Source organism: Curtobacterium sp. JUb34, assembly GCF_003755065.1.
Lineage (GTDB): Bacteria > Actinomycetota > Actinomycetes > Actinomycetales > Microbacteriaceae > Curtobacterium.
The window spans coordinates 777,060-796,089 of sequence record NZ_RJVH01000001.1; the positions used below are offsets into that span (position 1 = coordinate 777,060).

18 protein-coding genes and 1 pseudogene are annotated in these 19,030 nt (G+C 68.2%); 12 read left to right on the top strand and 7 right to left on the bottom strand.

Annotation, left to right across the window (positions count from 1 at the left end; all coding sequences use genetic code 11):
• The first annotated feature begins 7 nt into the window (after positions 1 to 7).
• From yidC to EDF63_RS03700, 6 genes are all read left to right on the top strand, one after another.
• Entirely contained in the window at positions 8 to 976 is a 969-nt protein-coding gene (yidC, locus tag EDF63_RS03675) for a membrane protein insertase YidC (protein WP_123292941.1), read from the top strand.
• Positions 977 to 1,471 carry a R3H domain-containing nucleic acid-binding protein gene (locus EDF63_RS03680; RefSeq protein ID WP_123311292.1) on the top strand — a complete coding sequence of 165 codons (495 nt, stop codon included), beginning with the start codon at positions 977 to 979 and terminating at the stop codon, positions 1,469 to 1,471.
• Positions 1,468 to 2,127, top strand: coding sequence for a 16S rRNA (guanine(527)-N(7))-methyltransferase RsmG (gene rsmG, locus EDF63_RS03685; protein WP_123311294.1), 660 nt, complete (start codon positions 1,468 to 1,470; stop codon positions 2,125 to 2,127). The genes EDF63_RS03680 and rsmG overlap by 4 nt, the downstream gene beginning before the upstream one ends.
• 81 nt (positions 2,128 to 2,208) lie before the next feature.
• Positions 2,209 to 3,102, top strand: a complete 894-nt coding sequence (locus EDF63_RS03690) for a ParA family protein (protein WP_275898011.1) — start codon at positions 2,209 to 2,211, stop codon at positions 3,100 to 3,102.
• The gene (locus EDF63_RS03695; RefSeq protein WP_123311298.1) at positions 3,102 to 4,067 is read left to right on the top strand and encodes a ParB/RepB/Spo0J family partition protein; all 966 of its coding nucleotides are present in this window, start codon (positions 3,102 to 3,104) and stop codon (positions 4,065 to 4,067) included. Before EDF63_RS03690 ends, EDF63_RS03695 begins: the two co-directional genes overlap by 1 nt.
• Before the next feature lie 179 nt (positions 4,068 to 4,246).
• The gene (locus EDF63_RS03700) at positions 4,247 to 4,555 is read left to right on the top strand and encodes a helix-turn-helix domain-containing protein (RefSeq protein ID WP_123311300.1); all 309 of its coding nucleotides are present in this window, start codon (positions 4,247 to 4,249) and stop codon (positions 4,553 to 4,555) included.
• Positions 4,556 to 4,579: 24 nt separating this feature from the next.
• Here the strand turns inward: EDF63_RS03700 and EDF63_RS19035 are convergent, their stop codons facing one another.
• The 7 genes and pseudogenes from EDF63_RS19035 to EDF63_RS18845 form a co-directional block, all read right to left on the bottom strand.
• The gene (locus EDF63_RS19035; RefSeq protein ID WP_311316877.1) at positions 4,580 to 4,942 is read right to left on the bottom strand and encodes an ATP-dependent Clp protease proteolytic subunit; all 363 of its coding nucleotides are present in this window, start codon (positions 4,940 to 4,942) and stop codon (positions 4,580 to 4,582) included.
• A pseudogene (locus EDF63_RS19040) lies at positions 4,828 to 5,157 on the bottom strand (hypothetical protein); the annotation flags it as partial. The gene EDF63_RS19035 and the pseudogene EDF63_RS19040, both read right to left, overlap by 115 nt.
• A gap of 160 nt (positions 5,158 to 5,317) precedes the next feature.
• On the bottom strand, positions 5,318 to 6,280 hold the full coding sequence (locus EDF63_RS03710; RefSeq protein ID WP_123311302.1) for a D-alanine--D-alanine ligase: 963 nt from the start codon (positions 6,278 to 6,280) through the stop codon (positions 5,318 to 5,320).
• A gap of 60 nt (positions 6,281 to 6,340) precedes the next feature.
• On the bottom strand, positions 6,341 to 7,645 hold the full coding sequence (locus EDF63_RS03715) for a PLP-dependent aminotransferase family protein (protein WP_123311304.1): 1,305 nt from the start codon (positions 7,643 to 7,645) through the stop codon (positions 6,341 to 6,343).
• Between the two features lie 161 nt (positions 7,646 to 7,806).
• Positions 7,807 to 8,133 carry a thioredoxin gene (trxA, locus tag EDF63_RS03720; protein ID WP_017887828.1) on the bottom strand — a complete coding sequence of 109 codons (327 nt, stop codon included), beginning with the start codon at positions 8,131 to 8,133 and terminating at the stop codon, positions 7,807 to 7,809.
• A gap of 76 nt (positions 8,134 to 8,209) precedes the next feature.
• Complete coding sequence (gene trxB / locus EDF63_RS03725; protein WP_123311306.1) at positions 8,210 to 9,196, bottom strand: thioredoxin-disulfide reductase; 987 nt, start codon at positions 9,194 to 9,196, stop codon at positions 8,210 to 8,212.
• 83 nt (positions 9,197 to 9,279) lie between these two features.
• Positions 9,280 to 13,347: a DUF6049 family protein gene (locus EDF63_RS18845; RefSeq protein ID WP_221180518.1), complete on the bottom strand. Its 4,068-nt coding sequence runs from the start codon at positions 13,345 to 13,347 to the stop codon at positions 9,280 to 9,282.
• A gap of 110 nt (positions 13,348 to 13,457) precedes the next feature.
• On the opposite strand from EDF63_RS18845, the gene EDF63_RS03735 reads away from it, so the two are divergent.
• The 6 genes from EDF63_RS03735 to dnaB all read left to right on the top strand — a co-directional run bounded on the left by EDF63_RS03735 (position 13,458) and on the right by dnaB (position 18,921).
• Complete coding sequence (locus EDF63_RS03735; protein ID WP_123311308.1) at positions 13,458 to 14,894, top strand: CCA tRNA nucleotidyltransferase; 1,437 nt, start codon at positions 13,458 to 13,460, stop codon at positions 14,892 to 14,894.
• 234 nt (positions 14,895 to 15,128) lie between these two features.
• On the top strand, positions 15,129 to 15,512 hold the full coding sequence (gene rpsF / locus EDF63_RS03740) for a 30S ribosomal protein S6 (RefSeq protein WP_111083667.1): 384 nt from the start codon (positions 15,129 to 15,131) through the stop codon (positions 15,510 to 15,512).
• Positions 15,513 to 15,515: 3 nt separating this feature from the next.
• Positions 15,516 to 16,103 (top strand): single-stranded DNA-binding protein, encoded by a 588-nt coding sequence (locus EDF63_RS03745; RefSeq protein ID WP_123311310.1) that lies wholly within the window; start codon positions 15,516 to 15,518, stop codon positions 16,101 to 16,103.
• Between the two features lie 50 nt (positions 16,104 to 16,153).
• Entirely contained in the window at positions 16,154 to 16,411 is a 258-nt protein-coding gene (gene rpsR / locus EDF63_RS03750; protein ID WP_017887834.1) for a 30S ribosomal protein S18, read from the top strand.
• A 14-nt stretch (positions 16,412 to 16,425) separates the two neighbouring features.
• The gene (gene rplI / locus EDF63_RS03755) at positions 16,426 to 16,878 is read left to right on the top strand and encodes a 50S ribosomal protein L9 (RefSeq protein WP_111083665.1); all 453 of its coding nucleotides are present in this window, start codon (positions 16,426 to 16,428) and stop codon (positions 16,876 to 16,878) included.
• Between the two features lie 678 nt (positions 16,879 to 17,556).
• Positions 17,557 to 18,921 (top strand): replicative DNA helicase, encoded by a 1,365-nt coding sequence (gene dnaB / locus EDF63_RS03760; protein WP_123311312.1) that lies wholly within the window; start codon positions 17,557 to 17,559, stop codon positions 18,919 to 18,921.
• Positions 18,922 to 19,030: the final 109 nt, after the last annotated feature.

Genomic DNA, 19,030 nt, shown 5'->3' on the forward strand with positions numbered 1-19,030 from the left:
CGTCCCCATGGACATCATCGGTACGATCCTCTGGCCGCTCAAATGGGTGGTCTCCGCCATCCTCGTCGGCTTCCACTGGATCTTCGAGAGCATCGGCATGGACCCGGGCGCGGGTATCACCTGGGTCCTCTCCATCATCTTCCTGACCTTCGTGGTCCGCGCCGCGCTGATCCCGATCTTCGTGCGCCAGATCAAGTCGCAGCGTCGCATGCTCGAGGTCGCGCCGCAGCTGAAGAAGATCCAGGACAAGTACAAGGGCAAGAAGGACCAGTTCTCGCGTGAGGCCATGAGCCGCGAGACCATGGCGCTCTACAAGGAGACCGGTACCAACCCGCTGAGCTCCTGCCTGCCGCTGCTGCTGCAGATGCCGATCTTCTTCTCGCTGTACTCGGTGCTGCACGAAGCACAGATCAACAAGACGGGCATCGGCCTGCTGACGAACGACCTCGCGGCGTCGTTCGGCAACGCGGCCCTGTTCGGCGCTCCCCTGCACGAGACGTTCACCAACGCCTCCGGGTGGGAAGTCCGTGCGATCGCCGGCTTCATGATCGTGGTCATGACGGCGTCGCAGTTCATCACGCAGCTGCAGCTCGTCGCCAAGAACATGTCGCCGGAGACCAAGGCGTCGCCGATGTACCGCCAGCAGAAGATGATGCTGTACATCCTCCCGCTGGTCTTCGTGATCTCGGGTCTGAGCTTCCCCCTCGGCGTCATGTTCTACTGGCTCGCGTCGAACGTCTGGACGATGGCGCAGCAGTACTTCGTCATCCGCAGCATGCCGACGCCCGGCTCCGAGGCGGCGCTGGCGCGTGAGGCACGTCTGGCGAAGAAGGCCCAGCGTCGTGGGATCGCGAACCCGGTCCTCGCCGAGGCCGGTGCCGGTGCGGGTGCCGCCGAGATCGAGGCCGTGCGCGTCACCACCCAGCGTTCGCAGCCGGTCGGCAAGCAGCGCTCGAAGAAGAACGGGAAGAAGTAAGTGACCGAGCAGGACACCGCCGCAGCCGTCGATACCACCGAGGCCGAAGACGGCCGCGACGAAGCCGACATCGCTGCGGACTACATCGAGGAACTCCTCGACATCTGCGACCTCGATGGAGACATCGAGATCGAGGAGCGCGCCGGTCGCGTCTACCTGTCGGTCACCGATGACGGCGAGGCGCTCCGCGTCCTCTCGAAGCCGGACACGGTCACGGCCCTGCAGGAACTCACCCGCATCGCCGTCCAGGCCGAGACGGGCGAGTTCAGCCGGCTCATCCTGGACGTGGGCGGCTCCCGTGACGCTCGTGCCGACGAGCTGCAGCGACTGGTCGACACCGCCGTCGAGCGCATCGAAGCCGGATCGTCGTCCGCAGCACTCCCCCCGATGTCGTCGTACGAGCGCAAGCTGGTCCACGACCTGGTCGCCGAGAAGGGCTTCCACTCGGAGTCCGAGGGCGAGGGTCGGGACCGCCACACGGTCGTCACCCGATGACGGACGACGCGGTGTCCACGGACGCCGCTCCGGTGCTCGAAGTCGAGCCCGCGGCTGCATCCGCGCTCTTCGGCGACCAGATCGAGACGGCGCGCTCGTTCACGAACGAGTTGGCTCGACGGGGCGAGGAACTGGGCCTGATCGGCCCGCTCGAGCTGCCTCGGCTCTGGACGCGACACATCCTCAATTCTGCGTTGCTGGCGCCCCTCCTGGAGGCCCGTGGTCGGGTTGCCGACGTCGGTTCCGGTGCAGGGTTGCCCGGTCTCGTGCTCGCGATCGCCCGTCCTGACGTGCGGTTCACGCTCATCGAGCCGATGGAGCGTCGCGTGGACTGGCTCACGTCCGAGGCGGGCCGACTCGGCCTGTCGAACGTGACCGTCGTCCGTGCGCGGGCTGAGGACGTCTCTGACGACATCGTGGTCGACCAGGTCACGGCCCGCGCTGTCAGTGCACTGTCGAAGCTGATCCCGCTCACGGTTCCGCTCGTTCGGTCCGGCGGCCAGCTCATCCTGATGAAGGGTGCGCGGGTCGACGACGAGATCGAGAAGGCTCGGAAGGTCATCCTTCGCACGCACCTCTCGGACGTCGAGGTCCTCGAGCTCGGGGACGGTGTGGTCGACGAGACCACACGTGTCTTCCGGGCTACAGTTGACTGACGCTGCGGCCCGGACCGACAGGTTCGACCATCAGCGACTTCACGTTTCACGTGAAACATCGAACCGGGGAAGAGGCATTCGTTGAGCTCATCGACCGATTACGACGCGTCGACTCCGCTTGCTCGCGAAATCGCCGACCTGAACCGCCGGCGCCGGGCCATCGCGACGCAGCAGTTCCCACTGCCGTCCAAGACGCGCATCATCACCGTCTCGAACCAGAAGGGCGGCGTCGGGAAGACCACGACGACCGTCAACCTGGCTGCAGGCCTCGCCCATGGCGGGGCTCGCGTCCTCGTGATCGACCTGGATCCGCAGGGCAACGCGTCGACGGCGCTCGGTGTCGACCACCAGGCTGAGGTCGCCAGTATCTACGACGTCATCGTCGACGAGGCTGCGATGGCCGACACGGTGCAGCGGTCCCCCGAGTCCGACACGCTCTGGTGTGTTCCGGCGACGATCCACTTGGCCGGCGCGGAGATCGAGCTCGTGTCGCTGGTTGCGCGGGAACAGCGCCTGCGTACTGCTCTCGACCTGTACCTCCAGTCGCTGGATGAGCCGTACCACTACGTCTTCATCGACTGCCCGCCGTCGCTCGGCCTCTTGACGATCAACGCGTTCGTCGCGGCGCAGGAAGTGCTGATCCCGATCCAGTGCGAGTACTACGCGCTCGAGGGCCTCAGCCAGTTGTTGCGGAACATCGAGCTCATCGAGCGGCACCTCAACCCCAATCTCCGGGTCTCGACCATCCTGCTGACGATGTACGACGGACGGACCAACCTGGCGAACCAGGTCGCAAACGACGTGCGCGAGCACTTCGGTGACCAGGTGCTCAAGGCGATGATTCCCCGATCAGTGCGGGTGAGTGAAGCGCCGAGTTACGGACAGAGCGTCGTGGCGTACGACGTGAACTCCACCGGGTCGCTCTCCTACCTGGAGGCGGCCGCCGAGATCGCAGCACGAGGAGCGCAGGACTGATGGCACCCAAGCGAACCGGACTGGGCCGTGGCATCGGCGCGCTCATCCCGACGGCGACGGACCAGCAGGATCGTCCGGTCGACGTGTTCTTCCCCACCGGTGGTTCCCCGGCATCGGCGCCGACGGCCGACGAGCTCGTGGCCGTCCCGGGTGCGCGACTCGCGAACCTCAACCCGCTGGACGTGATCCCGAACGCACAGCAGCCCCGCAAGGAGTTCCGCGAGGAAGAGCTGCAGGAGCTCGTCCACTCCATTCGCGAGATCGGCGTGCTGCAGCCCATCGTGGTCCGCCCGATCCCCGGGGCTGCGGGGACGGAGCCGCAGTACGAGCTCATCATGGGCGAACGGCGCCTCCGTGCGACCAAGGAACTCGGACTCAGCGTCATCCCGGCGATCGTCAAGGAGACGCCGGACGACGCGATGCTCCGTGACGCCCTCCTCGAGAACCTCCACCGTGCGCAGCTCAACCCCCTCGAAGAGGCTTCGGCGTACCAGCAGCTCTTGGCGGACTTCGGTATCACGCAGGAGCAGCTCGGACAGCGCATCGGGCGATCGCGCCCGCAGATCACCAACACCATCCGTCTGCTCCGGCTCCCCTCCCCCGTGCAGCGCCGCGTCGCCGCCGGTGTCCTGTCCGCCGGGCACGCTCGCGCGATCCTGGCTGCTCCGGACGCTGAGGCGATGGAGTACCTCGCCGAGAAGATCGTCAACGAGGACCTGTCCGTCCGTGCTGCTGAGGCCATCGCACAGCAGCTCGCGACGAAGACCCCGCCGAAGCCGGCACCACAGCCCACGAAGAACCAAGCGCACTTCAACGACCTCGCTGAGCGGATCGGCGATCGCTTGAACACGCGGGTCAAGATCGCCGTCGGAGCACGGAAGAGTTCCGTGATGATCGACTTTGCGAACGGTGACGACCTCAACCGCATCCTCACCGAGCTGGGTATCGGCGACGTCTCGTCTTGATGCGCCTCCGCGGGCGCTGTGCGGCCCGTAGCGGGCCTCGCAGGCCCGGTTCGGGTGTCCGGAGCAGCGAGGGAGTGGTCAGTCCGTTACGGGGCGCGTAGCCGTTCAGCTGGTTCGAGTTCACGAGCAGCCAACTGGAAGGCCGGACGTTTCACGTGGAACGCTCTCAATCTCGGATCATGAGATCCTGCAATCCTGAGCCGCTATGGCGTGATGTCGTCGGTCAGGAACTCCGCGGTCGTCGGCGCAGCCGCGGGGACACCCTGCACGACGTCGCTCGTCGCGCAGGGGTGTCACCGCAGTACTTGTCCGAGATGGAACGCGGGCGGAAGGAGCCCTCGAGCGAGATGCTGGCAGCAGTGGCCGGCGCGCTGGAGAGGTGCTTGCCCGACCTAGCGGTCGCCGCAGCGGAACAGCTCCGCGAGGGAGGACCTTCCGCAGGTACTGGTGGCGAACAACTGCGGAGCAGTTTCCTCCTCGCAGCCTGAGGCGTCGTCGGGGAGCGCCGTCCGTCAGCGTCGAGTGATCACGTGGTCCACGAGCCCGTACTGCCGGGCCTGACGGGCCGTGAAGACGCGGTCGTGATCGGTGTCGGCTTGCGGTCGGTCGACACTCCGGCCGCAGTGCACAGTGAGCACGTCCTCGATCTCGGCGCGGATCCGGACGACCTCGTCGGCCGGCAGGATGGGCTCGGGTATGGCCCCTGTCCCTTGGCTGCGGGCTGGTGGAGCACGGCCCGAGCGTACGGCAAGGCCGACCGCTTTCCTTCGATGCCCGCGGCGAGCAGGACGGCTCCGACACCGATTGCCTGCCCAACACAGGTGGTCGCAACGGGGGCATGAACCGCATGGTGTCGGAGACGGCGAGCATGGCACTCGGGTCGCCCCCGTCGCAGTTGACGGAGAGGTGCACGTCCGAGTCCGGGTTGCGGAGTACCAGTGGTCGTTTGGCGAGTCCTCGAATACGCGGTCGACCGTCTGCCCGGTGTCCGCTGCGATGAGTCCGAGCACGGTGGCCGTCGAGTACGAGCACGCGCTGGTCGAAGAGGGCACGCCGGTGCTCGGTCGTGAAGGCTGCGGGGGTGGTGAATCGGTCATGCGTCCACCGAGCGCCGGCAGTTGACCAGACGCACCCGATGCTGCTCAGAGTGGATCAGCTGTCAGCAGCGAGGCGCCGGACAGCGGTGTTCCACGTGGAACATCGAGCTGGCGGCCACGCCGATGTTCCACGTGGAACGTTCGACCCGCGTATCAGGCGTGGTGGTCGCGGATCGCCTGTTCGGCGAGCTCTGCGTAGGTCCAACCGAGGTCGAAACCGGACGCCGAGAGTGCCTGCGGGAGCAATGATGTCTCGGTCAGACCCGGGAGCACGTTGGCCTCGAGGAACCAGGGCGTGCCCGCGCCGTCGATGATGAGGTCCACACGCGACAGGTGGCGGAGGCCGAGCGCCGCGTGGGCTGCGACTGCGGCGTCCGCTGCAGCTGACGCGAACTCGTCCGACAGCCGGGCCGGGGTGTAGAACGTCGTCTCCCCCGCGTTGTACCGCGCCTCGAACCCGTAGATCCCGTTCCGCGGCACGATCTCCACGGCGGAGAGGGCCACGGGCCCGTCGCCGGTGTCGATGATGCCGACCGCGACTTCGGTGCCTCGGATGAGCTGCTCGACCACGACGTCGTCGCAGTACGTGTACGCCGTCACCATGGCTCGCGGCAGGTCGTTGACGTCGTCGACGAGGGTGACGCCCTGCGCGCTGCCACCGCGTGCTGGCTTCACGGCCAGTGGGACCGGGTGCTCCCCCGCGATGGCCTCGAGCACTCCGACGGCACCGAGTTCGCGGAACACGTCGTGGGACAGCGTGACGGAGCGAGGGGTTCGCACACCTGCCCGCGCGACCAACGCGGAGGCCGTGGGCTTGTCCCATGCCAACCGTGCCGACGTGGAACGTGAGCCGACGAACGGGATGTCCACCGCCTCCAGGATGCCCCGCAGGGCCCCGTCTTCACCGGAGGCGCCATGCAGAGCCGGCCACACGACGTCCGGGCGGGTTTCGGCGAGAGCCGGCAGGAGCAGCGCGTCCGCGTCGCGGAGGTCGACCTGCCAGCCGTACCCGGTCAGCGAGTCGGCGACCCGTCGACCGGAGCGCAGGGAGACGTCACGCTCGTGCGAGATCCCTCCCGCGACGACGACGACGTGACGACGGGTGAGCTCAGCCATGGGGGTCCTCCGGTGTGGAACGACGGTGCTGGTGGACTTCGCACCGCAGAAAAGCGCTGATCAGGAGATGTTCGGCGGCGGCGCGCTGACCGAGGACGTCTCACGCACGACGCCGTTCGGCCGCGTGCTCGGGCCGAAGGTCTCGATCAGCTCGAGCTCGTCGTTCACGACGTTGGCGAGCCGCTTCACGCCGACGCGGATCTGCTCGGGAGTGGGGTAGCAGAAGGACAGCCGGATGTGTCCCCCACCGCGACCGTCTGCGTAGAAGGCCGTCCCCGGCGTGTAGGCGACGAGCTCCTTCACCGCGCGCGGCAGCATGCCCTTCGAGTCGAGCGACTCGGGGAGCGTGAGCCAGACGAAGAAGCCACCGTTCGGCTTCGTCCAGGAGAGGTCCGGCAGGAACTCCCCCAGGGCGGACAGCATGGCGTCACGACGCTCGGCGTAGATGCCCCGGAAGGTGTCGACCTGACCCTTCCAGTCCGCGGCGTCCAGGTAGGCGTTCACGACGTACTGGCCGAAGGAGTTCGGGGCGAGGACGGCCGATTCGTTGGCGAGCACGAGCTTCTCGCGGATGGCATGCGGCGCGAGCGCCCAGCCGACGCGGAAACCGGGTGCGAGGGTCTTCGAGAAGGACCCCAGGTACACGACCCCTTCTTCGTCGATGGAGCGGATGGCCTGCGGTGCCGGCTCGTCGAACCAGAGGAGCCCGTACGGGTTGTCCTCGAGCACGAGGATGTTGTTCGACCGGCAGATGTCGAGCACTTCGATACGGCGCTCCCGGCTCATGGTGACTCCGGCCGGGTTGTGGAAGTTCGGGATCGTGTAGAGGAACTTGATCCGCTTCCCCTGCGTGCGCAGGTTCGCGATAGCCTCGCGCAGCGCCTCGGGCACCAGCCCGAGTTCATCCGTCGTCACGTGGACGGTCTCCGCCTGGTAGGACCGGAACACACCGATCGCGCCGACGTAGGACGGGGACTCGGCGAGCACGACGTCGCCCGGATCGATGAACAGCCGCGTGACGAGGTCCAGCGCGTGCTGCGAGCCCGTCGTCACGACGACGTCCTCGGCGCTCGCACGGATGCCCTCGAGGCTCATGACGTCCACGATGTGCTCGCGGAGCGACCGGAGACCCTGACCGCCGCCGTACTGCAACGCCATGGCAGCGTGCTCGTTCATGACACGGTCCAGGGAGCCCGTGACGAGCTCTCTGGGCAGTGCGGAGACGAACGGCATGCCGCCGGCCAGCGAGACCACCTCAGGGCGCGAGGCGACGGCGAACAGGGCTCGGACCTCGGAGGCGCTCAGCCCGGCGGTGCGCTGGGCGTAGGAGTCGTACCAGGGGTCGAGGCTGTTGCCGTTCGTCATACCGTGCTCCGATCAGTGAGACATTCCCGCCACACTACGACATCGACCCCGGAAACCCGGGCTCCGCGGCGGGGGCCGATCCGCAACGGGTGGCATGCGAACGCCCCGCCCGCGTCTGCTGAGCAGGACGAGAACGGGGCGTTCGGTGGTGCTGGTTCGACCTACGCGAGGAACTCGGCGAGGTCGGCCTCGAGCGCGGGCTTCGGCTTGGCACCGATGACGGTCTTGACGACCTCGCCGCCCTTGAAGACCTTCATCGCCGGGATCGAGGTGATCTGGTAGTTCATGGCCGACTGGGGGTTGTCGTCCACGTTGAGCTTCACGATCTCGATCTTGCCGGCGTGCTCTTCGGCGATCTGGTCGAGGATCGGCGAGACGGCGCGACACGGGCCGCACCACTCGGCCCAGAAGTCGACGAGGATCGTCTTGTCGGACTTGAGGACCTCGTCCGAGAAGGTGGCGTCGGTGACAGCCTTTGCGTTGGACATGGGTGTCCTTTCGTGAGAAGTCAGTACTGGGTGTGGAACCACGGGCGCGCCCCCGGCATTCCGGGGGCTGTCCGGGTCAGGCGGAGATGGTGACCGGCTCGACCGGGGTCTCGCCCACGGCAGCATCGGTCAGCGTGTCCTCGAGGTCGGCGAGGTACTTCTCCGCGTCGAGGGCAGCGACCGCACCGGAGCCGGCAGCCGTGATGGCCTGGCGGTAGGTGTGGTCGAGGACGTCGCCGGCCACGAACACCCCGGGGACGCCGACGGCCTTGGACGTGCGGCCCTCGACGGCGATGGTGCCCTCGGGAGCGAGCTCGAGCTGGCCGTGCACGAGGTGCACGCGGGGGTCGTTGCCGATCGCGATGAACAGGCCGTCGAGGGCGAGTTCGCTCTCGGTGCCGTCCACGGTGTCCTTGAGGGTCACACCGGTCACTGCGGAGTCACCCTGGATGCCGATGACCTCCTTGTTCCACGCGAACTCGATCTTCGGGTCGTTGTGGGCACGGTCCTGCATGATCTTCGACGCGCGCAGGGTGTCCTTGCGGTGGATCACGGTGACCTTGTCGGCGAAGCGGGTGAGGAACGTGGCCTCTTCCATCGCGGAGTCGCCACCGCCGACGACGGCGATGTTCTTCTGACGGAAGAAGAAGCCGTCGCAGGTCGCGCACCACGAGACACCGTGGCCGGACAGGCGCTCTTCGTCGGCGATGCCGAGGTGGCGGTACGCCGAGCCGGTTGCGTAGATGACCGCCAGGGCCTCGTACGTCTCGCCGGAGCCGACGGTGACCTTCTTCACGTCGCCGGTGAGGTCGACGGAGACGGCGTCGTCGTACAGGACCTCAGCACCGAACTTCTCGGCCTGTTCCTGCATCTTGATCATGAGGTCGGGTCCCTGGATCCCCTCGGGGAAGCCCGGGAAGTTCTCGACCTCGGTCGTCTTGGTGAGTTCACCGCCCGTCTCGACGCTGGAGGCGACGATGAGCGGCTTGAGCTCTGCGCGCGCGGCGTAGATGCCGGCGGTGAACCCGGCCGGACCGGAACCGATGATGATGAGCTGGCGCATGCCTGACTGCCCTTCCGTTGCGTGCTGACCGGGTCAACACATGGTACCGGCGCGGCATTCCGCGACGTCCGGGAAGCGTGCGGTCAGCGGCCGAGCTTGCTCTTCACCATGCCGACGGCGTTCCTGATCTCGCCGTTCTTCGCGACGACGAGCGCCCCGAAGTAGACGAGGACCATCACGGCGCCGGTCAGGACGATGGTGATGAGCGCGCCGGTGCGGTCCGACATGGCGAACCCGGCGGCGGAGAACGCGCCGAAGAAGTTGACGACCAGCAGGCCGACGACACCGGCGATCAAGGCCGCGATGATGAACTGCACGTGCGAGCGGGTCACGACCGGTCCCTCGATGCTGCCGAGCTTCCGACGCACCAGGACGAGGGCGACGATCGTCTGCGCGGTCCCGGCGAGGGTGGTGCACGCGGCCACACCGATGCCGATCACGGAGGTCGGGAACGTCGACACCGCGAGGGCCCCGATGACGAACAGGACGGACTGGATGCACTGCATCAGGAACGGCGTCCGGTGGTCGTGCATGGCCCAGAACACGCGCTGGATGATGAACAACATGCTGAACAGGACCAGGCCCGGCATGTAGGCGACCAGGACGGCGCCGACCTGCAGCGCGCTCTCGAACGTGCCCTCGTAGAGTCGGCCGAACGGCACCGCGACGACGACCAGCGCCACCGACGCGAACACGGTGAAGAGCCCCACGATGCGCAGGGACAGCGACAGGTTCCGTCGGACGGATGCCAGGTCGCCGCGTTCGGCGTCGTGGCTCATCCGGGTGAAGTACGCCGTCGCGATGGACACCGTGATGATCGAGTGCGGCAGCATGAAGATGAGCCACGCGTTGCCGAGCACCGCGTTGCCGGGTCCGTCGCCCTGACCCTTCCACGCGACGGCCGACTGCACGATGCCGGCGACCTGCGTCACCAGGATCATCGCGAAGAGCCACCCGGCAGCGGTCCCCGTCGACTTCAGGCCGACGCCGCGCCACCGGAAGTCCGGTCGGAACGACAGCCCTGCCCGCCGCCAGAACAGCGGGAGGAACGCGGCCTGGGCGAACACCCCGAACGAGGCGCTGCCGGCGAGGAGCGCGATCTTCGCGGGTGTCCATTCGTCGAGGGCGTTGCCGCTGGTGCCGTACAGGGCGATGAACACGACGAGGCCGGCGATCGCGATGACGTTGTTGAGCAGAGGAGCCCAGGTGAACGGTCCGAAGACCTGCTTGGCGTTGAGGACCTCACCGAGCAGCGAGTACATCGCGTAGAACAGGATCTGCGGCAGGCACCAGAACGCGAAGGCGATGGCCAGGTCGGTCGCAGCGGGCCCCCGGGTGTCCGAGGACGTCGTGTAGAGGCGGACCAGGAGCGGTGCCAGTGCCGTCGCGACGATGGTGATGACGATGAAGACCGACCCGCCGAGCGTCACGATCTTGTTGACGTACGCCTGGCCGCCGTCGGTGCCGTTCTTCATGGCGCGGACGATCTGCGGGATGAGCACGGCCGACAGCAGGCCACCCGCGATGAGCGCGTAGATGTTGTTCGGCAGCTGGTTCGCGACGGCGAACGCGTTCGCCGAGGGGCTCGCGTTCTGCCCGATGGCGTAGGCGAGCACGAAGGTCTTCGCGAAGCCGAGGATCCGGCTCACCATCGTCCCCGCCGCGAGCATCGCACTCGCCCGCCCCAGGTTGCGCTCGGCGACCGGTTCAGCGTCGACGTCGGGCTGGGGCTGGGTGGCGCTGATGGTTGGCTCCTCGGGGTCGCGGGCGTCCGCGACCCGGCTGGCACGGGCGTCGGACGGGAGGCCCGGGCCGGCTCCGGCACGGTCGGTCGCGTCCTGCGGACGGTCGCCTTCGAGGGCCGCGACAGCGGCCGGGACGGCGGACGCACCGGGCGCGCTCGGCTGCACGGCGAGCGGGCGGTTGGGGTCGTCGTCGTCCTCGTCGTCGAGTTCGCCGTTGCGTCGGCGGATGCGCTTCCGGATGCTGCGGAAGATGCCGAAGCCGAAGATCGCGATCAGGGCGACCGCGGCGGCGGCGGTGATGACCGTCTCCCACTGTGCCTGGACGTTGAGCTCGACGGTGGCCGGCTGCGCGACGGCGACGCCGGTCGGGCTCGACAGCGACATGGTCAGCTCGACCTTGCCGTTCGCGACCGACTGCACGGGCACGGTGGCACGGGTGGACGAGTCCGGCTGGATCTCGACCACGATGTCGTTGCGGACGATCCGGAGTGCGGAGTTCGACGGCTGCACGGCCAGGTGCACCGTCACCGGGTAGTCCGAGCTGTTGCGGATCGAGACCGGCAGCGACGACCGGTCCCCGAGCAGGGTCAGGCTGCTCGAGTCGACGATCCCGACCTCGGTGGTCTGCTTCGCCCAAGCCGCAGTGCGGGCGTCGACCGCGGCCGTGAGTCCCTCGTCGTCCCCGCGCCACGCGTTCGAGGCGAGGGCGAGCAGCCGGAGGCGTGCCGGTGCCGTCAGTTCGGTGGGGGTGTCGAGGATCGTGGCGAACGCGGAGAGCCCCTGTTCGCCCTGCACCAGGCGCTTGAGCTGCGCGATGCGCTCGGCGCCGGTGGACGCACTGTTGAGGGTGAGCGACCCCGCGACGGCCTTCGACGTGGTGGAGAGGTCGGCCGGCGCCACCCAGGCGGTGCTCTCGAGGGCGTCGAGGGTCTGGCTGAGGCGCGTGGAGTCCGAGGGCCAGTCGCGACCGAGGGTGAGCAGGATCGGTCCGGTGGTGCCGCCGTCACGCGCCGAGGTGGCGAGCGTCGCGGTCAGTTCGGACATCGCCGACGACCAGCTCTGGCGGTCCGGTGCCGTCGCGGCATCGCGCAGCAGGGACGACATCGACTGGTCGGAGACGAGGACGTGGTCGTCGCCGATCTTCTCGGACGCCGAGATCGTGGCGTTCGCGCCGGCGGAGGTGTTCCCGCTCGAGACGATCGTCGTGTTCTTGTCGGCCCGCTGCAGCGCCGTCAGGTCAGCCGCGGTCACGGTGCCGTCCGCCGGCCACGCGATGGAGTCCATGGAGTAGGGGAAGTCCAGCAGCTGTTCCGTGGTGGGCAGCGTCTCCGTGGTCTCGCCCGTGCCGGAGCCCGTGCCGGAGCCGGAGCCGGCGTCGGTGGTGGCGTCGTCGCTCGGGGTCGCGGTGCTGCTCGGGCCGGAGGTCTGCCCGGGGGTGGCGGTCGGCGTCGGCGCGGGCGTCTCGGCACCGGGGAAGTTCTCGGACTTCACGGACTGGTCGAGCGAGATCGGGGCGAGGATGCCGTCCGACCCCGCCTGGCGCAGACCGGTGACGTCGGCGTCGGCGTAGGGCAGCGCGAAGGTCTCGTTGCGCAGGGCCTCGAGCCGCTGGAGCCACGCGGTCGCCGCGGACGGGGCGTTCTCGCCGAGGATCCGGATCGAGGCGATGATCCGTGGGTCGACCGCGACGGCGACGTTGTGGTCCTCGGCCGCGTCGAGCTGCTGGGTGAGGGTGCCGTCCACCGAGGTCGCGGCGGCCAGGACGGCCGCGCTGAGGATGCCGTCCGTGGACTTCGGGACGGTCACCGGCATCGCCACCGAGACGCTGACCGGCACCTGCTCGAAGTCCGGGTACCAGGTGATCGCGGAGCGGGCGACGGCGAACGTCTCACCGGCCGTGTACTCCGCTGCGATGCGCCGCGCACCGAACGAGGAGTACCCGCCGAGTGCGACGTTGCCCGAGACGATCTCGACCGAGTCGATGGTGACCGATCGGTGCGCCGGGACCGCCGGGATGTCCACGGAGTCCATCGGGGCGCCGAGGTAACCGGTCGTGGTGGTGTCGGCAAGCCACTCGGCGAGGACGTCCCGTGTGCTCACGGAGCGGAAGATGTCGAACTCCGCGGTGCCTGCCGGCAGTGCGGTGTCGGTGTCGTTGGTGACCGTCACCGAGAGGGTGAGGTCCTGGTCGCGCTGCACGATCCCACGGTGCGCGGGAGCGACCGAGATGGTGGCCTTGCCGGCGTCGGCGGCAGCCGGATCGGCGAGGTGGGTCGTTGCTGACGAGACCGTCGCGGCGGACGCGTGGTCGGCGCTGACGGGCGCGACGACCAGGCCGAGCGCGACGAGGGTCGACGCGGCTGCGGCGAGCGTGGTGCGGAGGATGTGCATACGGGAGCGGGCCACGGGGTCGGTTCGGGCCGAGCACGAGTGTATGAGGCGCGACCATGAACAGGTCCCGTGCGCGCGGGGTTGTGGAGAACTCGGGGCGTCGATCTGGGAGGATGAGGACCGTCATGCAGTCCGTTGCCCAGGCCGTCGAACGACTCGACGCACTCGCCACCACCGAGCCCGTCGACCTCCTCGCTCGGGCCTTCGCCGACGCCGGACACGAGCTGGCCCTGGTCGGCGGTCCCGTCCGCGACGCCTTCCTCGGTCGTCCCGTCACCGACCTCGACTTCACGACGAGTGCCCGTCCGGACGACATCCTCCGCATCGTGGAGCCGATCGCGAGCGCCACGTGGGACGTCGGCCGCCAGTTCGGCACCATCGCCGCGCGGGTCGGTGGCGAGCAGGTCGAGATCACCACCTACCGCAGTGACGTCTACGACGGCGAGACCCGGAAGCCCGAGGTCGCGTTCGGCGACACCATCGAGGACGACCTGCTCCGTCGCGACTTCACGGTCAACGCGATGGCGCTCCGGCTGCCGGCCCGCGAGCTCGTCGACGTGCACGGCGGCGTCGAGGACCTGCTGGCCGCCCGGCTCCGCACCCCGCAGGCCGCCGTGGTGTCGTTCCGCGACGACCCGCTCCGGATGATGCGGGCAGCGCGGTTCACGGCGCAGCTCGGGTTCACGGTCGACGACGACGTCCGTGCCGCCATGCAGGAGCTCGTCGACTCCATCGACATCGTGTCCGCCGAGCGGGTGCGCGACGAACTCGTCAAGCTCCTGAACACGAGCGACCCGGTGCCCGGCATCCGGCTGCTCGTGGACACCGGCCTCGCCGAGCGGTTCCTGCCCGAGCTGCCCGAGATGCGGCTCGAGATCGACGAGCACCACCACCACAAGGACGTCTACGAGCACTCCCTGACCGTGCTCGAGCAGGCCATCGGGTACGAGGCCGAGCGGCACGCGGGCGACCCGCCGGACACCGTCCTGCGACTCGCGGCGCTGCTGCACGACATCGGCAAGCCCGCCACCCGCAAGCTCGAGCCCGGCGGCGCCGTCAGCTTCCACCACCACGACCTGGTCGGCGCGAAGCTCGCGAAGAAACGACTGCGCGCCCTGCGATTCGACAACGACACGATCGCCGCCGTGTCCCGGCTGATCGAGCTGCACCTGCGGTTCTTCGGGTACACCGACGGCGCCTGGACCGACTCCGCCGTCCGCCGCTACGTGCGCGACGCCGGACCGCAGCTCGAGCGGCTGCACGAGCTCACCCGCTCGGACGTCACCACGCGGAACCGTCGCAAGGCCGACCGCCTGGCGTTCGCGTACGACGACCTGGAGGACCGCATCAAGGTCCTCGCCGAGCAAGAGGAGCTGGAGTCCATCCGGCCCGACCTGACCGGCGACGACATCATGCGGATCCTCGACATCCCGCCGGGGCGTGCGGTCGGCGAGGCCTACCGCTTCCTGCTCGAGGCGCGGATGGACGACGGACCCCTCGGAGCGGACGCAGCCGAGGCGCGCCTGCGCGACTGGTGGGCCGCGCGCGACGCGACCGCCTGACAGGCGCGACCGCAGCCACGGAACCAGGTTCCGGACTCGGAACCGCGCGATTGCACGGTGTGGTGTCCGGAACCTGGTTCCGCGAGCCGATCCACAGACCGGTGGCGCGCCTCCAGGCCGTCCGGTAGTCTGTGCAGGTTGCCCGGCGCGTGTCTGCGTGCCGTGGCACATGCATCAACCCTCCTGCCCCGGGAACTGCCCGGGGCCGCTGAGACCAGAGGAGGTGGGTTCCGCATGCACCAGTACGAACTGATGGCGATCCTCGACCCCGAGATCGATGAGCGCACCGTCGCTCCCAGCCTGGACAAGTTCCTCGCTGTCATCCGCAACGACGGTGGCACCGTCGACAACGTGGACGTCTGGGGCCGTCGCCGGCTCGCTTACGAGATCGCCAAGAAGTCCGAGGGCATCTACGCCGTCGTCGACTTCACGTCCTCCCCCGAGGCCGCCAAGGAGCTCGACCGTCAGCTCGGTCTCTCCGAGGCCGTGCTCCGCACGAAGGTCCTCCGCGCCGAAGAGGGCATCGCGCAGGTCGCCGCCCAGAAGCAGCGCGACGAGGCACGTGCGGCCCGCAAGGCCGCCAACGCGTCCGCAACCGCGACCGCGAGCGCCGAGTAACCCGTGGCCGGCGAAACCGTCATCACGGTGGTGGGCAACCTCACCGCGGACCCCGAGCTGCGCTACACGCAGAACGGGCTCGCGGTGGCGAACTTCACCATCGCCTCCACGCCTCGCACGTTCGACCGTCAGGCGAACGAGTGGAAGGACGGCGACGCGCTGTTCCTCCGCGCGAGTGTGTGGCGGGAGTTCGCCGAGCACGTGGCGGGGTCACTGACGAAGGGCTCGCGCGTCATCGCGCAGGGTCGTCTGCGTCAGCGTTCCTACCAGGACCGTGAGGGTCAGCAGCGCACGAGCATCGAGCTCGAGGTCGACGAGATCGGCCCGTCGCTCCGGTACGCGACCGCACAGATCACCCGCGCAGCGGGTGGCGGCGGCGGTCGTGGCCAGGTCGGCGGCGGCAACGGCGGCGGTCAGCAGGGCGGCGGCAACGGCGGCTGGAACAACAACGGTGGCGGCAACGCCTCCGCTGGTGGCCAGTCCGACGAGCCGTGGTCCCCGCAGGGTGGCCAGCAGGGCGGCGGCAACGCACAGTCGAACGACGTGTGGAGCACCCCCGGCGGCAACTTCGACGACGAGACCCCGTTCTGATCCTCCGCGTTCCGACGGACACACAACTCTTCTTCTAAGGACAAATCACTATGGCTGGAAAGAGCACCGGCGACCGCCGGAAGCCTCGCGGCAAGGGCGGCAAGAACGCCGCTCCCGCGAAGTCGATCAAGGTCGGCGTCATCGACTACAAGGACGTTGCGACCCTTCGCAAGTTCATCTCGGAGCGTGGAAAGATCCGCGCCCGTCGCATCACCGGCGTCTCCGTCCAGGAGCAGCGCCTCATCGCCCGTGCCGTGAAGAACGCCCGTGAGATGGCGCTCCTCCCCTACGCCGGCTCCGGCCGCTGATCGGAGGTCGACACATGTCGAAGCTCATCCTCACCCACGAGGTCTCCGGCCTCGGTTCCGCTGGTGACGTCGTCGACGTCAAGAACGGCTACGCCCGCAACTACCTCATCCCCCAGGGCTTCGCTGTCGCGTGGTCCAAGGGCGGCGAGAAGCAGGTCGAGTCGATCCGTGCCGCGCGCACCGCGCGTGAGCTCGCCACCATCGAAGAGGCGCAGGACCTCAAGATGAAGCTCGAGAACGCGACCATCTCCCTGGCGGTCAAGGCCGGCAAGGACGGCCGTCTGTTCGGCTCCGTCCGTCCGGGCGACGTCGCTGACGCCGTCCAGGCGCAGGGCGTCGGCTCGCTCGACAAGCGCAAGGTCGAGGTCCCCGCGACCATCAAGACCGTCGGTGACCACGAGGCCACCGTGCGTCTGCGCGAGGACATCACTGCCGTGATCTCGCTCAAGGTCGTCGCTGCCAAGTAGCACTGACGTTCCGCTCCACGACGGGCGGGTCTCCTCCGGGAGGCCCGCCCGTCGTTGCGTTGGCGGGTGCTTCGCGTGGTGCGGGGCGCGGGGCGCGGGGCGCGCGGGTGCGGGGCGCGTGGCGCGCGTGGCTTCACTTGGTGAGCAGAAAAGGTCGGGTCCCGATCCCCCACTCGACATCTTCTGCTCACCATCAACGCACGGTCGTCCAGAACGGCCGGGAGGCCCGGCTCGGCTTGTACGGGCGGGTTCGGCTTGGCTGGCTGGTTACCTCTCAGGCCCGGTCCAGCTTGCTGGGAACGGCCCGAGAACACTTCCCACAGGAGGGGCACTTGTCAAGTCGTTTTACACAGCAGAAACGTGTCAAATCGGAACCTTCAACGCCTACTTGAACCCCACTTTTCCACACATGGTGTGAACCGGAAAACCCCAGGTCAAGTGGTCGAAAGTGTGTTCCCATGGGTCTGTTTCCACAGGACCATCCACAGTTGTCCACACAGCATCCCGGCGTGTTCCGCAATCTGTCCACAGAGTTATCCACAGGGCCGTTTGTTGGGGATAACTCTGCGGCCGTAGCTTGGCCCAGCGACTCGGGGATGTCGGTTGCTGGGGGTAGAAAGTCGTTGCGGGTGTCGGACCGTCGTGTCCGGTCCCGCGTCGTTCAACAGAGGAGAGAGTGTGTCGATCGCGCATCTTGAGCCCGCACCGCAGGAGTACCCGGAGCGCGGCATGGAACGCACCCCGCCGCACGACCTGCTGGCCGAGCAGTCGACCATCGGCGGCATGCTGCTGTCGAAGGACGCCGTCGCCGACGTCATCGAGACGGCCCGTGGCGTGGACTTCTACGTCCCCAAGCACGAAGTCATCTTCGACGCGATCCTGTCGCTCTACTCGCACGGCGAGCCCACCGACGTCATCGCCGTCACCGACGAGCTGACCAAGACCGGACTGCTGTCCCGTGGCGGTGGCGCCGAGTACCTGCACAGCGTCACGAGCATGGTGCCGACCGCGGCGAACGCCGGGTACTACGCCGGCATCGTCGCCGAGAAGGCCGTCCTCCGTCGCCTCGTCGACGCCGGTACGCGCATCGTGCAGATGGGGTACGCGTCCGAGGGAGAGGTCACCGACCTCGTCAACAGCGCCCAGGCTGAGGTCTACAACGTCGCAGGCGGCGTGCAGACCGAGGACTACGTGCCGCTGACCGACGCCATCTCGGCCGCCCTCGACGAGATCGAGGCCGCCAAGGGGCGCGACGGCCAGATGACCGGTGTGCCGACCGGCTTCGCGCAGCTCGACGGCCTGACGAACGGCTTCCACCCGGGGCAGCTCATCATCGTCGCCGCACGACCGGCGCTCGGTAAGTCCACCCTCGCGCTCGACCTGTGCCGCGCGGCCGCGATCAAGCACGACCAGACCGCCGCCTTCTTCTCGCTCGAGATGGGTCGCGCCGAGATCGCGATGCGACTCCTGTCCGCCGAGACCAGCGTGCCGCTGCAGAACATGCGCAAGGGCACCGTCGACTCCCGCGACTGGACCACCATCGCGCAGACCCGCGGCCGCATCAACGACGCCCCGTTCTTCATCGACGACTCCCCCAACATGACGCTCGTCGAGATCCGCGCCAAGTGCCGTCGACTCAAGCAGCAGCACAACCTCAAGCTCGTCGTGATCGACTACCTGCAGCTGATGACCTCGGGCAAGAAGGTCGAGAGCCGCCAGCAAGAGGTCTCCGAGTTCTCGCGCGCCCTGAAGCTGATGGCGAAGGAGCTCCAGGTCCCCGTCATCGCGCTGTCGCAGCTGAACCGTGGCCCCGAGCAGCGTGCCGACAAGAAGCCCGCGATCTCCGACCTGCGTGAGTCCGGGTCGATCGAGCAGGACGCCGACATGGTCATCCTGCTGCACCGCGAATCGGCGTACGAGAAGGACAACCCGCGGCAGGGTGAGGCCGACCTGATCGTGGCGAAGCACCGCAACGGGCCGACGGACACCATCACCGTGGCGTTCCACGGGATGTTCTCGCGGTTCGTGGACATGCCGCAGTAGTCGTCTGTTGTGACTGTCGTCGCAATGTGTCGCGATGTAGCGCGAACTGTCGCGAACCGCCCACGCGACACGTTCCGACGACAACCGGGGCGATCAGGCGACACGATGC

Excerpts from the sequence above, each read along its gene's own strand:
- trxB (WP_123311306.1), bottom strand. The coding sequence starts at position 9,196 with ATGCGCCAGCTCATCATCATCGGTTCCGGTCCGGCCGGGTTCACCGCC.
- trxA (WP_017887828.1), bottom strand. The coding sequence starts at position 8,133 with ATGTCCAACGCAAAGGCTGTCACCGACGCCACCTTCTCGGACGAGGTC.
- EDF63_RS03695 (WP_123311298.1), top strand. The coding sequence starts at position 3,102 with ATGGCACCCAAGCGAACCGGACTGGGCCGTGGCATCGGCGCGCTCATC.
- EDF63_RS03735 (WP_123311308.1), top strand. The coding sequence starts at position 13,458 with ATGCAGTCCGTTGCCCAGGCCGTCGAACGACTCGACGCACTCGCCACC.
- EDF63_RS03700 (WP_123311300.1), top strand. The coding sequence starts at position 4,247 with ATGAGATCCTGCAATCCTGAGCCGCTATGGCGTGATGTCGTCGGTCAG.
- EDF63_RS03710 (WP_123311302.1), bottom strand. The coding sequence starts at position 6,280 with ATGGCTGAGCTCACCCGTCGTCACGTCGTCGTCGTCGCGGGAGGGATC.
- rpsF (WP_111083667.1), top strand. The coding sequence starts at position 15,129 with ATGCACCAGTACGAACTGATGGCGATCCTCGACCCCGAGATCGATGAG.
- EDF63_RS03715 (WP_123311304.1), bottom strand. The coding sequence starts at position 7,645 with ATGACGAACGGCAACAGCCTCGACCCCTGGTACGACTCCTACGCCCAG.
- rpsR (WP_017887834.1), top strand. The coding sequence starts at position 16,154 with ATGGCTGGAAAGAGCACCGGCGACCGCCGGAAGCCTCGCGGCAAGGGC.
- yidC (WP_123292941.1), top strand. The coding sequence starts at position 8 with ATGGACATCATCGGTACGATCCTCTGGCCGCTCAAATGGGTGGTCTCC.
- rplI (WP_111083665.1), top strand. The coding sequence starts at position 16,426 with ATGTCGAAGCTCATCCTCACCCACGAGGTCTCCGGCCTCGGTTCCGCT.
- rsmG (WP_123311294.1), top strand. The coding sequence starts at position 1,468 with ATGACGGACGACGCGGTGTCCACGGACGCCGCTCCGGTGCTCGAAGTC.